8 protein-coding genes, 1 tRNA gene and 3 rRNA genes are annotated in these 13,044 nt (G+C 54.3%); 10 read left to right on the forward strand and 2 right to left on the reverse strand.

Translation table 11 applies throughout. From position 1 onward, the window contains the following. Positions 1-24: 24 nt before the first annotated feature. The 6 genes from nudC (at position 25) to ACQG22_RS01265 (ending at position 4,379) form a co-directional block, all read left to right on the forward strand. The gene (gene nudC / locus ACQG22_RS01240) at positions 25-798 is read left to right on the forward strand and encodes an NAD(+) diphosphatase (RefSeq protein ID WP_013095014.1); all 774 of its coding nucleotides are present in this window, start codon (positions 25-27) and stop codon (positions 796-798) included. A 40-nt stretch (positions 799-838) separates the two neighbouring features. Further along, positions 839-1,903 (forward strand): uroporphyrinogen decarboxylase, encoded by a 1,065-nt coding sequence (hemE, locus tag ACQG22_RS01245; RefSeq protein ID WP_013095015.1) that lies wholly within the window; start codon positions 839-841, stop codon positions 1,901-1,903. Positions 1,904-1,912: 9 nt separating this feature from the next. Continuing rightward, entirely contained in the window at positions 1,913-2,581 is a 669-nt protein-coding gene (nfi, locus tag ACQG22_RS01250) for a deoxyribonuclease V (protein WP_013095016.1), read from the forward strand. Positions 2,582-2,625: 44 nt separating this feature from the next. Next, positions 2,626-3,216 carry a YjaG family protein gene (locus ACQG22_RS01255; RefSeq protein ID WP_013095017.1) on the forward strand — a complete coding sequence of 197 codons (591 nt, stop codon included), beginning with the start codon at positions 2,626-2,628 and terminating at the stop codon, positions 3,214-3,216. A gap of 186 nt (positions 3,217-3,402) precedes the next feature. Beyond that, a complete protein-coding gene (gene hupA, locus ACQG22_RS01260; protein ID WP_002445246.1) occupies positions 3,403-3,675 on the forward strand; it encodes a nucleoid-associated protein HU-alpha in 273 nt (90 codons plus the stop codon). Positions 3,676-3,686: 11 nt separating this feature from the next. Beyond that, the gene (locus tag ACQG22_RS01265; RefSeq protein ID WP_023621286.1) at positions 3,687-4,379 is read left to right on the forward strand and encodes a DUF1481 domain-containing protein; all 693 of its coding nucleotides are present in this window, start codon (positions 3,687-3,689) and stop codon (positions 4,377-4,379) included. Between the two features lie 46 nt (positions 4,380-4,425). Here the strand turns inward: ACQG22_RS01265 and purD are convergent, their stop codons facing one another. Further along, on the reverse strand, positions 4,426-5,718 hold the full coding sequence (gene purD / locus ACQG22_RS01270) for a phosphoribosylamine--glycine ligase (protein WP_013095019.1): 1,293 nt from the start codon (positions 5,716-5,718) through the stop codon (positions 4,426-4,428). Positions 5,719-5,733: 15 nt separating this feature from the next. Further along, positions 5,734-7,323: a bifunctional phosphoribosylaminoimidazolecarboxamide formyltransferase/IMP cyclohydrolase gene (gene purH / locus ACQG22_RS01275; RefSeq protein WP_062857151.1), complete on the reverse strand. Its 1,590-nt coding sequence runs from the start codon at positions 7,321-7,323 to the stop codon at positions 5,734-5,736. A gap of 563 nt (positions 7,324-7,886) precedes the next feature. Here purH and ACQG22_RS01280 point away from each other — a divergent pair. The 4 genes from ACQG22_RS01280 to rrf all read left to right on the forward strand — a co-directional run bounded on the left by ACQG22_RS01280 (position 7,887) and on the right by rrf (position 12,976). Further along, positions 7,887-9,426 (forward strand): 16S ribosomal RNA (locus ACQG22_RS01280). A gap of 84 nt (positions 9,427-9,510) precedes the next feature. Further along, positions 9,511-9,586: transfer RNA gene (locus ACQG22_RS01285), tRNA-Glu, on the forward strand. Positions 9,587-9,769: 183 nt separating this feature from the next. Beyond that, positions 9,770-12,673: ribosomal RNA gene (locus tag ACQG22_RS01290) — 23S ribosomal RNA — on the forward strand. Positions 12,674-12,860: 187 nt separating this feature from the next. Continuing rightward, positions 12,861-12,976 (forward strand): 5S ribosomal RNA (gene rrf / locus ACQG22_RS01295). The 16S, 23S and 5S rRNA genes sit together here with 1 tRNA gene alongside, the layout of an rRNA operon. The last annotated feature ends 68 nt before the right edge of the window (positions 12,977-13,044 follow it).

Raw genomic sequence — 13,044 nt, forward strand, 5'->3', positions numbered from 1 at the left:
TGAAGCGAAGGTAGTGCAATAGATATGGATCGTATTATTGAAAAATCAGATCTGGGTTGGTGGATCGTCAGTCACGAACAAAAATTATGGTTGCCTGCCGGGGAAATACCCTATGGCGCAGCAGAAAAATTTGATCTTGTCGGCCTGCCCGCGCTGAAGATCGGGGAATGGCAGGGTGAACCCGTGTGGTTGATCCAACAGCCACGCCGCAATGACATGGGATCGGTTCGTCAGGTGCTGGATCAGGATGTGGGCCTGTTCCAGCTGGCGGGCCGGGGTGTGCAGCTGGCTGAGTTTTACCGTTCGCATAAGTACTGCGGCTACTGTGGTCACACCATGCACCCCAGTAAAACCGAGTGGGCGATGCTCTGCAGCCACTGCCGTGAGCGTTACTACCCGCAAATTGCGCCGTGCATTATCGTCGCTATCCGTCGTGACGATTCCATCCTGCTGGCGCAGCACACCCGCCACCGCAACGGCATTCATACCGTGCTGGCCGGGTTCGTCGAGGTGGGCGAAACGCTGGAACAGGCGGTGGCGCGTGAAGTGATGGAAGAGAGCGGGATTAAGGTTAAAAACCTGCGCTATGTTACCTCCCAGCCGTGGCCGTTCCCGCAGTCGCTGATGACGGCCTTTATGGCCGATTATGACAGCGGCGAGATTGTCATCGACCAGAAAGAGTTGCTGGAGGCGAACTGGTATCGTTATGACGATTTGCCGCTGCTGCCACCACCAGGCACCGTCGCCCGTCGGCTGATAGAAGATACCGTAGCAATGTGTCGGGCTGATGCTGAGTGACATGTTACACTGAGGCCATGACGCTTAAGGAACTGCAAAAATGACCGAACTGAAAAACGATCGTTATCTGCGTGCGCTGCTGCGCCAGCCCGTTGATGTCACCCCGGTGTGGATGATGCGCCAGGCGGGACGCTACTTGCCAGAGTACAAAGCCACGCGTGCGCAGGCGGGCGATTTTATGTCGCTGTGCAAAAATGCCGAGCTGGCGTGTGAAGTCACGCTCCAGCCGCTGCGCCGCTTCCCGCTGGATGCCGCCATTCTCTTTTCGGACATTCTGACCATTCCGGATGCGATGGGCCTTGGGCTCTATTTCGAAACCGGCGAAGGCCCGCGTTTCACTTCAACAATCAAAAGCAAAGCGGATGTTGATAAGCTGCCCGTTCCCGATCCTGAGCAGGAGCTGGGCTATGTGATGAATGCCGTGCGCACCATTCGTCGCGAACTGAAAGGCGAAGTCCCGCTGATTGGCTTCTCCGGCAGTCCGTGGACGCTGGCGACCTATATGGTTGAAGGCGGCAGCAGTAAAGCCTTTACCGTGATCAAAAAGATGATGTATGCAGAGCCGCTGGCCCTGCATGCGCTACTCGATAAGCTGGCGAAAAGCGTCACCCTCTATCTGAACGCGCAGATCAAAGCGGGTGCGCAGTCGGTGATGATTTTCGATACCTGGGGCGGCGTGCTGACCGGGCGCGATTATCAGCAATTTTCGCTCTACTACATGCACAAAATCGTTGATGGCCTGCTGCGTGAAAATGAAGGCCGCCGTGTGCCGGTCACGCTGTTCACCAAAGGCGGCGGTCAGTGGCTGGAAGCCATGGCGGCGACCGGCTGCGATGCGCTGGGTCTCGACTGGACCACCGATATCGCCGACGCGCGCCGTCGCGTGGGTGACAAAGTGGCGCTGCAGGGCAATATGGATCCGTCCATGCTCTACGCGCAGCCTGCCCGTATTGAAGAAGAGGTGGCGTCTATTCTGGCTGGCTTTGGCCAGGGGGAAGGGCACGTGTTTAACCTCGGGCACGGTATCCATCAGGACGTTCCGCCAGAGCACGCTGGCGCGTTTGTGGAGGCGGTGCACCGACTTTCTGCGCAATATCACAAATAAGGAGTGGTTATGGATCTCGCGTCATTACGCGCTCAACAGATAGAACTGGCTTCATCCGTGATCCGCGAGGATCGTCTGGATAAGGATCCCCCGCAGTATATAGGTGGTGCGGATGTCGGGTTTGAGCAGGGCGGTGAAGTGACGCGGGCGGCGATGGTGCTGCTGAAGTATCCCTCACTTGAGCTGGTGGAGTACAAAGTGGCGCGTATCGCCACCACCATGCCGTACATACCGGGCTTTCTCTCCTTCCGTGAATACCCCGCGCTGCTCGCAGCGTGGGAGCAACTCTCGCAAAAACCCGATCTGCTGTTTGTTGATGGACACGGTATCTCTCACCCGCGTCGCTTAGGCGTTGCCAGCCACTTTGGTCTGCTGGTGGATGTACCCACCATCGGTGTGGCCAAAAAACGCCTGTGCGGTGCATTTGAGCCGCTCTCCGCCGAGCCGGGCGCGCTGGCGCCGCTTATCGATAAGGGTGAGCAGCTGGCATGGGTCTGGCGCAGTAAAGCGCGCTGTAACCCGCTGTTTATCGCAACCGGGCACCGTGTGAGCATGGACAGCGCCCTGGCCTGGGTGCAGCGTTGTATGAAGGGTTACCGTTTACCTGAGCCCACGCGTTGGGCAGACGCGGTGGCCTCTGCTCGTCCGGCTTTTGTTCGTTGGCAGGAAATTCAGTGATGAATCAGGTAAACTGCGGCTAATTTTCGATTCGAGATCTCATCATGCTACAAAACCCGATTCACCTGCGCCTTGAGAAGCTGGAAAGCTGGCAGCACGTCACCTTTATGGCTTGCTTGTGCGAGCGCATGTATCCGAACTACGCCGCGTTCTGCAAGCAGACGGAGTTTGGTGATGGCCATATTTATCGCCGGATCCTCGACCTCATCTGGGAAACGCTGACGGTCAAAGACGCAAAGGTGAACTTCGACTCTCAGCTGGAAAAGCTCGAAGAGGCTATTCCGGTGGCGGATGATTTTGATCTGTACGGTGTCTATCCGGCAATTGATGCCTGCGTAGCGTTAAGCGAACTGATTCACTCTCGTCTGAGCGGTGAAACGCTGGAGCACGCTATTGAAGTCAGTAAGGCATCCATTACGACCGTAGCGATGCTCGAAATGACCCAGGCAGGCCGTGAAATGACCGACGAAGAACTGCGGGCTAACCCTGCGGTTGAACAGGAATGGGATATTCAGTGGGAGATTTTCCGCCTGCTGGCAGAGTGTGAAGAACGCGATATTGAGCTGATAAAAGGGCTGCGTGCGGACTTGCGTGAGGCCGGTGAGAGTAATATTGGTATAATTTTTAACCAATGAGACAACAAAACGTGATTTAACGCCTGTTTTGTCGCACCTCGACTCTTCCCTTCTGCCCCCCGTCTGGTCTACATTTGGGGGGCGAATAAAAGTGGCTATCGGTGCGTGTATGCAGGAGAGTGCTATTTTGGCATTTTCGTCGCACTCGATGCTTAGCAAGCGATAAACACATTGAAAGGATAACTTATGAACAAGACTCAACTGATTGATGTAATTGCGGACAAGGCTGATCTGTCTAAAGTGCAGGCTAAAGCTGCTCTGGAATCTACCCTGGCTGCTATTACTGAGTCTCTGAAAGAAGGCGATGCTGTACAACTGGTTGGTTTCGGTACCTTCAAAGTGAACCACCGCGCTGAGCGTACTGGCCGCAACCCGCAGACCGGTAAAGAAATCAAAATCGCCGCAGCTAACGTGCCGGCATTTGTTTCTGGTAAAGCACTGAAAGACGCAGTTAAGTAAGACGCGTGGCAGTGAACAGTTTTAACGAAGGGGCGGCAACGCCCCTTTTGTCATTCTGGCGTGGCGCGCTTGCGCTGGCGGGCGTGTTACTGCTTTCCGCCTGTAGCCATGACACCTCTTTACCACCGTTTACCGCCAGCGGTTACGCTGACAACCAGGGAGCGGTGAGGATCTGGCGTAAAGATTCTGGTGGTGAAGTGCATCTGCTTTCCGCTTTTAGCCCGTGGCATAACGGCAATACATCGACTGCAGAGTATCGCTGGCAGGGAGACGACCTGTCATTCATCGAACTCAATATCTACGGCAAAACCCCCGAACATGTAAAAGTGCGGTTTGATGATCACGGCGAGCTGAGCTTTATGCAGCGTGAAGTCAACGGTCAAAAACAGCAACTCTCCAGCGATCAGGTTGCTCTCTATCGTTATCGTGCCGGACAAATCCGCCAGACCAGCGATGCGCTGCGTCAGGGACGCGTGGTGCTGCGCCAGGGGCGCTGGCATACCGATGGTACGGTCACTACCTGCGAAGGGCAGACAGTCAAACCTGATCTTGAATCCTGGGCAACCGAACATATACAGCGCCGTCAGCGTCATTCATCAATGGAAGTGAGTGTGGCGTGGCTTGAAGCGCCTGAAGGCTCTCAGCTGTTGCTGGTGGCGAACGAAGATTTCTGCACCTGGCAGCCGACAGAAAAGAGTTTTTGACGTAAATCCCCTCTCCCTTCAGGGAGAGGGTTAGAATGAGGGGGGATTACTCCCCTTGCTCACGTGCAATCGCACGATAACCGATATCCTGACGGCTAAAGCTACCGTTCCAGTGGATATCCGCCATCAGGGCATAAGCGCGCTTCTGCGCTTCGGCAACGGTATGGCCCAGCGCGGTGGCACACAGCACGCGGCCACCGTTGGTCAGTACGCGATCGTCGTCAGCCAGTTTCGTTCCGGCGTGGAACACCTTGGCACCTTCGGTTTCTTCCAGCGGCAGGCCATGGATCTCATCTCCGGTGTTGTAGTGGCCAGGATAACCGCCCGCAGCAATCACCACGCCCAGAGACGCGCGTTCATCCCACTCTGAGGTTTTCTCATCCAGCTTGCCGTCGCATGCGGCCAGGCACAGCTCCACCAGGTCAGATTTCATGCGCAGCATGATGGGCTGAGTTTCTGGATCGCCGAAGCGGCAGTTAAATTCGATCACCTTCGGATTGCCCTGCTTGTCAATCATCAGTCCCGCATAGAGGAAACCGGTGTAAGTGTTACCCTCGGCAGCCATTCCTTTTACGGTTGGCCAGATGATTCGGTCCATGGTGCGCTGATGCACTTCATCCGTCACCACAGGGGCAGGAGAGTAAGCGCCCATACCGCCGGTATTCGGCCCGGTATCCGCATTGCCCACGCGCTTATGGTCCTGGCTGGTGGCCATCGGCAGAACGTGTTCGCCATCCACCATCACGATAAAGCTCGCCTCTTCGCCATCAAGGAACTCTTCAATCACGATGCGGTGGCCTGCGTCGCCAAAGGCATTGCCTGCCAGCATATCCTGTACGGCTGCTTCGGCTTCTTCGAGCGTCATCGCGACGATAACACCTTTACCGGCAGCCAGACCGTCGGCTTTAATCACAATCGGCGCGCCTTTTTCACGTAAGTAAGCCAGCGCGGGCTCGACTTCGGTGAAGTTCTGGTATTCCGCCGTCGGGATGTTATGACGCGCAAGGAAATCCTTGGTAAAGGCTTTAGACCCTTCCAGTTGTGCTGCGCCTTCCGTCGGGCCGAAGATTTTCAGACCTGCGGCACGGAACGCGTCAACGACGCCAATCACCAGTGGCGCTTCCGGGCCGACGATGGTGAGATCGATTTTCTCGTTCTGGGCAAAGCTCAGCAACGCGGGGATATCGGTCACGCCGATGGCGACGTTCTGCAGCGCAGGTTCCAGCGCCGTACCCGCATTACCCGGAGCCACAAAAACGGTTTCAACCAGCGGAGACTGCGCCGCTTTCCACGCCAGCGCGTGCTCGCGCCCGCCGTTACCAATCACTAATACTTTCATTTTCTGCTCCGGGAATTAATGACGGAAGTGACGCATATCGGTGAAGATCATCGCAATGCCATGTTCGTCGGCAGCGGCAATGACTTCGTCGTCACGGATAGAACCGCCAGGCTGGATCACACAGGTGATACCCACAGCGGCGGCCGCATCAATACCGTCACGGAACGGGAAGAAGGCGTCAGACGCCATGGCAGAACCTTTTACTTCCAAGCCTTCGTCGCCTGCTTTGATACCGGCAATTTTCGCAGAGTAAACGCGGCTCATCTGGCCTGCACCTATCCCGATGGTCATGTTCTCTTTTGCATAGACAATGGCGTTGGATTTCACGAACTTCGCCACTTTCCAGCAGAACAGCGCATCACGCAGTTCCTGTTCGGTTGGCTGACGTTTGGTGACGACGCGCAAGTCAGCGGCTGTCACCATGCCCAAATCGCGATCCTGAACCAGCAGCCCACCATTTACACGTTTGAAATCAAGACCCGGCACGCGCTCTGCCCACTGGCCGCAAACCAGCACGCGCACGTTCTGTTTCGCGGCGGTGATTTTCAGCGCTTCTTCAGACGCAGATGGCGCGATGATCACTTCAACAAACTGACGAGAGATAATGGCCTGCGCGGTTTCGGCATCCAGTTCACGGTTAAACGCGATAATGCCGCCGAAGGCAGAGGTTGGGTCAGTTTTATAGGCGCGATCGTAAGCGTCCATGATAGAAGTACTGACCGCTACGCCGCATGGGTTCGCGTGCTTCACAATAACGCAGGCAGGCTCATTGAACTCTTTCACACACTCCAGTGCGGCATCGGTATCGGCAATATTGTTATAAGAGAGCGCTTTGCCCTGAACCTGCTGGGCGGTAGCGACAGAAGCTTCTTTTACCTCTTCTTCTATATAGAAGGCTGCCTGCTGGTGGCTGTTCTCGCCATAACGCATATCCTGCTTCTTGATGAAGTTCAAGTTCAGCGTGCGTGGGAAGCGGCCGGAAGGATCTTTACTTTCGCCGTGGTAAGCCGGCACCAGGCTACCGAAGTAGTTGGCGATCATGCTGTCGTACGCGGCGGTGTGTTCGAATGCTTTAATCGCGAGGTCGAAACGGGTGTCCAGAGTCAGTGACCCTTCGTTCGCATCCATTTCATTAATAATGGCGGAGTAGTCGCTGCTCTTCACCACAATGGCCACGTCTTTATGGTTCTTGGCCGCGGAGCGCACCATCGTCGGTCCGCCGATATCAATATTCTCTACGGCGTCTTCCAGAGAGCAGCCTTCACGCGCCACGGTCTGGGCGAACGGATAAAGGTTAACGACAACCATATCAATTGGCGCGATATCATGCTGTTCCATAATGGCATCATCCTGACCGCGACGACCCAGAATGCCGCCGTGGACTTTCGGGTGCAGGGTTTTGACGCGTCCATCCATCATTTCCGGGAAACCGGTGTAATCGGACACTTCGGTTACCGGCAGACCTTTATCTGCTAACAGGCGTGCGGTACCACCTGTGGACAGCAGCTCTACACCACGTGCAGAAAGTGCCTGAGCGAATTCGACGATACCGGCTTTATCAGAAACACTGAGCAGAGCGCGGCGGACTGGACGACGTTGTTGCATGGTAAATCCCCTGGATTTCACGATTACAGAGAGCGTTAGATGAATTTTCCAGCGAAAAACTCATCTAACACACCTGACGAGGCATCCTTGTTAAGCGCGAGCATTTTAACGAAAACGTTTGCGCAACGCTCGCGAATTTTCACTTTTTCGCATCGCTGTGGATAACTCTGTGTGTAAAAAGGTATAAGGCGGGGTTTTGCTGGGGAATGCAGCAGTCAGTCATTTTTCTGTCATTTAGCGGTTGCGGTCGCTCGGGAACTCCCTATAATGCGCCTCCATCGACACGGCGGATGTGAATCACTTCACAAACAACCCGGTCGGTTGAAGAGAAAAAATCCTGAAATTCAGGGTTGACTCTGAAAGAGGAAAGCGTAATATACGCCACCTCGCGAAAGAGCGCTGAAGCGCGTCGCAACTGCTCTTTAACAATTTATCAGACAATCTGTGTGGGCACTCAAAGTGACATGGATTCTTAACGTCCTCGGACGAAAAATGAATACCAAGTCTCAACGAGTGAACACGTAATTCATTACGAAGTTTAATTCATTGAGCATCAAACTTTTAAATTGAAGAGTTTGATCATGGCTCAGATTGAACGCTGGCGGCAGGCCTAACACATGCAAGTCGAACGGTAACACAGAGAGCTTGCTCTCGGGTGACGAGTGGCGGACGGGTGAGTAATGTCTGGGAAACTGCCTGATGGAGGGGGATAACTACTGGAAACGGTAGCTAATACCGCATAACGTCGCAAGACCAAAGAGGGGGACCTTCGGGCCTCTTGCCATCAGATGTGCCCAGATGGGATTAGCTAGTAGGTGGGGTAACGGCTCACCTAGGCGACGATCCCTAGCTGGTCTGAGAGGATGACCAGCCACACTGGAACTGAGACACGGTCCAGACTCCTACGGGAGGCAGCAGTGGGGAATATTGCACAATGGGCGCAAGCCTGATGCAGCCATGCCGCGTGTATGAAGAAGGCCTTCGGGTTGTAAAGTACTTTCAGCGGGGAGGAAGGTGTTGTGGTTAATAACCACAGCAATTGACGTTACCCGCAGAAGAAGCACCGGCTAACTCCGTGCCAGCAGCCGCGGTAATACGGAGGGTGCAAGCGTTAATCGGAATTACTGGGCGTAAAGCGCACGCAGGCGGTCTGTCAAGTCGGATGTGAAATCCCCGGGCTCAACCTGGGAACTGCATTCGAAACTGGCAGGCTGGAGTCTTGTAGAGGGGGGTAGAATTCCAGGTGTAGCGGTGAAATGCGTAGAGATCTGGAGGAATACCGGTGGCGAAGGCGGCCCCCTGGACAAAGACTGACGCTCAGGTGCGAAAGCGTGGGGAGCAAACAGGATTAGATACCCTGGTAGTCCACGCCGTAAACGATGTCGATTTGGAGGTTGTGCCCTTGAGGCGTGGCTTCCGGAGCTAACGCGTTAAATCGACCGCCTGGGGAGTACGGCCGCAAGGTTAAAACTCAAATGAATTGACGGGGGCCCGCACAAGCGGTGGAGCATGTGGTTTAATTCGATGCAACGCGAAGAACCTTACCTGGTCTTGACATCCACAGAACTTTCCAGAGATGGATTGGTGCCTTCGGGAACTGTGAGACAGGTGCTGCATGGCTGTCGTCAGCTCGTGTTGTGAAATGTTGGGTTAAGTCCCGCAACGAGCGCAACCCTTATCCTTTGTTGCCAGCGGTTAGGCCGGGAACTCAAAGGAGACTGCCAGTGATAAACTGGAGGAAGGTGGGGATGACGTCAAGTCATCATGGCCCTTACGACCAGGGCTACACACGTGCTACAATGGCGCATACAAAGAGAAGCGACCTCGCGAGAGCAAGCGGACCTCATAAAGTGCGTCGTAGTCCGGATTGGAGTCTGCAACTCGACTCCATGAAGTCGGAATCGCTAGTAATCGTAGATCAGAATGCTACGGTGAATACGTTCCCGGGCCTTGTACACACCGCCCGTCACACCATGGGAGTGGGTTGCAAAAGAAGTAGGTAGCTTAACCTTCGGGAGGGCGCTTACCACTTTGTGATTCATGACTGGGGTGAAGTCGTAACAAGGTAACCGTAGGGGAACCTGCGGTTGGATCACCTCCTTACCTTAAAGAACCTGCCTTTGCAGTGCTCACACAGATTGTCTGATGAAAAGTAAATAGCAAGGCGTCTTGCGATTGAGACTGTACGTCCCCTTCGTCTAGAGGCCCAGGACACCGCCCTTTCACGGCGGTAACAGGGGTTCGAATCCCCTAGGGGACGCCACTTGCTGGTTCGTGAGTGAAAGTCACCTGCCGTCATATCTCAAAACTGACTTGCGAGTCATGTTTGAGATATTTGCTCTTTAAAAATCTGGATCAAGCTGAAAATTGAAACGACACATCTTTAATGGTGTGTTCGAGTCTCTCAAATTTTCGCAATCAGAAGTGAAACATCTTCGGGTTGTGAGGTTAAGCGACTAAGCGTACACGGTGGATGCCCTGGCAGTCAGAGGCGATGAAGGACGTGCTAATCTGCGAAAAGCGCCGGCGAGGTGATATGAACCCTTGACCCGGCGATGTCCGAATGGGGAAACCCAGTGTGATTCGTCACACTATCGTTAACTGAATACATAGGTTAACGAGGCGAACCGGGGGAACTGAAACATCTAAGTACCCCGAGGAAAAGAAATCAACCGAGATTCCCCCAGTAGCGGCGAGCGAACGGGGAGCAGCCCAGAGTCTGAATCAGCTTGTGTGTTAGTGGAAGCGTCTGGAAAGTCGCACGGTACAGGGTGAAAGTCCCGTACACGAAAATGCACAGGCTGTGAACTCGAAGAGTAGGGCGGGACACGTGGTATCCTGTCTGAATATGGGGGGACCATCCTCCAAGGCTAAATACTCCTGACTGACCGATAGTGAACCAGTACCGTGAGGGAAAGGCGAAAAGAACCCCGGCGAGGGGAGTGAAAAAGAACCTGAAACCGTGTACGTACAAGCAGTGGGAGCACCTTCGGGTGTGACTGCGTACCTTTTGTATAATGGGTCAGCGACTTATATTCTGTAGCAAGGTTAACCGTATAGGGGAGCCGAAGGGAAACCGAGTCTTAACTGGGCGTTAAGTTGCAGGGTATAGACCCGAAACCCGGTGATCTAGCCATGGGCAGGTTGAAGGTTGGGTAACACTAACTGGAGGACCGAACCGACTAATGTTGAAAAATTAGCGGATGACCTGTGGCTGGGGGTGAAAGGCCAATCAAACCGGGAGATAGCTGGTTCTCCCCGAAAGCTATTTAGGTAGCGCCTCGTGAACTCATCTTCGGGGGTAGAGCACTGTTTCGGCTAGGGGGCCATCCCGGCTTACCAACCCGATGCAAACTACGAATACCGAAGAATGTTATCACGGGAGACACACGGCGGGTGCTAACGTCCGTCGTGAAGAGGGAAACAACCCAGACCGCCAGCTAAGGTCCCAAAGTCATGGTTAAGTGGGAAACGATGTGGGAAGGCCCAGACAGCCAGGATGTTGGCTTAGAAGCAGCCATCATTTAAAGAAAGCGTAATAGCTCACTGGTCGAGTCGGCCTGCGCGGAAGATGTAACGGGGCTAAACCATGCACCGAAGCTGCGGCAGCGACGCTTATGCGTTGTTGGGTAGGGGAGCGTTCTGTAAGCCGTTGAAGGTGGCCTGTGAGGGTTGCTGGAGGTATCAGAAGTGCGAATGCTGACATAAGTAACGATAAAGCGGGTGAAAAGCCCGCTCGCCGGAAGACCAAGGGTTCCTGTCCAACGTTAATCGGGGCAGGGTGAGTCGACCCCTAAGGCGAGGCCGAAAGGCGTAGTCGATGGGAAACAGGTTAATATTCCTGTACTTGGTGTTACTGCGAAGGGGGGACGGAGAAGGCTATGTTAGCCGGGCGACGGTTGTCCCGGTTTAAGCATGTAGGCGGAGGTTCCAGGTAAATCCGGTACCTTTTAACGCTGAGGTGTGATGACGAGGCACTACGGTGCTGAAGTAACAAATGCCCTGCTTCCAGGAAAAGCCTCTAAGCATCAGGTAACACGAAATCGTACCCCAAACCGACACAGGTGGTCAGGTAGAGAATACCAAGGCGCTTGAGAGAACTCGGGTGAAGGAACTAGGCAAAATGGTGCCGTAACTTCGGGAGAAGGCACGCTGATATGTAGGTGAAGCCCCTGCGGGTGGAGCTGAAATCAGTCGAAGATACCAGCTGGCTGCAACTGTTTATTAAAAACACAGCACTGTGCAAACACGAAAGTGGACGTATACGGTGTGACGCCTGCCCGGTGCCGGAAGGTTAATTGATGGGGTTAGCGGCAACGCGAAGCTCTTGATCGAAGCCCCGGTAAACGGCGGCCGTAACTATAACGGTCCTAAGGTAGCGAAATTCCTTGTCGGGTAAGTTCCGACCTGCACGAATGGCGTAATGATGGCCAGGCTGTCTCCACCCGAGACTCAGTGAAATTGAACTCGCTGTGAAGATGCAGTGTACCCGCGGCAAGACGGAAAGACCCCGTGAACCTTTACTATAGCTTGACACTGAACACTGGTCCTTGATGTGTAGGATAGGTGGGAGGCTTTGAAGCGTGGACGCCAGTCTGCGTGGAGCCGTCCTTGAAATACCACCCTTTAATGGCTGGTGTTCTAACGTAGACCCGTGATCCGGGTTGCGGACAGTGTCTGGTGGGTAGTTTGACTGGGGCGGTCTCCTCCCAAAGAGTAACGGAGGAGCACGAAGGTTAGCTAATCCTGGTCGGACATCAGGAGGTTAGTGCAATGGCATAAGCTAGCTTGACTGCGAGAGTGACGGCTCGAGCAGGTGCGAAAGCAGGTCATAGTGATCCGGTGGTTCTGAATGGAAGGGCCATCGCTCAACGGATAAAAGGTACTCCGGGGATAACAGGCTGATACCGCCCAAGAGTTCATATCGACGGCGGTGTTTGGCACCTCGATGTCGGCTCATCACATCCTGGGGCTGAAGTAGGTCCCAAGGGTATGGCTGTTCGCCATTTAAAGTGGTACGCGAGCTGGGTTTAGAACGTCGTGAGACAGTTCGGTCCCTATCTGCCGTGGGCGCTGGAGAATTGAGGGGGGCTGCTCCTAGTACGAGAGGACCGGAGTGGACGCATCACTGGTGTTCGGGTTGTCATGCCAATGGCACTGCCCGGTAGCTAAATGCGGAAGAGATAAGTGCTGAAAGCATCTAAGCACGAAACTTGCCCCGAGATGAGTTCTCCCTGAGACTTAAAGTCTCCTGAAGGAACGTTGAAGACGACGACGTTGATAGGTCGGGTGTGTAAGCGCAGCGATGCGTTGAGCTAACCGATACTAATGAACCGTGAGGCTTAACCTTACAACGCCGAAGGTGTTTTGGCGAAGAGACAGATTTTCAGCTTTGATTCAGAGTCCGAAGGATTTTGCGCTGAGACAAGGCGGCAAGCGAAGGAAAGGAAGGAGCATACTGAGGTATGTGACTGACTTTACGAGAGCAGCCAACGCAGTATCAGCCCAAAAGACACAGGACAGAGCACAGGAATTTGCCTGGCGGCTTTAGCGCGGTGGTCCCACCTGACCCCATGCCGAACTCAGAAGTGAAACGCCGTAGCGCCGATGGTAGTGTGGGGTCTCCCCATGTGAGAGTAGGGAACTGCCAGGCATCAAATAAGAAGAACCCCGTACCGTAAGGTGCGGGGTTTTTTGCTTTTGTTTTCTCCCTCTCCTTGA

The organism is Enterobacter cloacae complex sp. 309I3 (assembly GCF_050031595.1).
In the GTDB taxonomy this organism is placed as follows: domain Bacteria; phylum Pseudomonadota; class Gammaproteobacteria; order Enterobacterales; family Enterobacteriaceae; genus Enterobacter; species Enterobacter cloacae.

Excerpts from the sequence above, each read along its gene's own strand:
- hupA (WP_002445246.1), top strand. The coding sequence starts at position 3,403 with ATGAACAAGACTCAACTGATTGATGTAATTGCGGACAAGGCTGATCTG.
- purD (WP_013095019.1), bottom strand. The coding sequence starts at position 5,718 with ATGAAAGTATTAGTGATTGGTAACGGCGGGCGCGAGCACGCGCTGGCG.
- purH (WP_062857151.1), bottom strand. The coding sequence starts at position 7,323 with ATGCAACAACGTCGTCCAGTCCGCCGCGCTCTGCTCAGTGTTTCTGAT.
- nudC (WP_013095014.1), top strand. The coding sequence starts at position 25 with ATGGATCGTATTATTGAAAAATCAGATCTGGGTTGGTGGATCGTCAGT.
- nfi (WP_013095016.1), top strand. The coding sequence starts at position 1,913 with ATGGATCTCGCGTCATTACGCGCTCAACAGATAGAACTGGCTTCATCC.
- ACQG22_RS01255 (WP_013095017.1), top strand. The coding sequence starts at position 2,626 with ATGCTACAAAACCCGATTCACCTGCGCCTTGAGAAGCTGGAAAGCTGG.
- hemE (WP_013095015.1), top strand. The coding sequence starts at position 839 with ATGACCGAACTGAAAAACGATCGTTATCTGCGTGCGCTGCTGCGCCAG.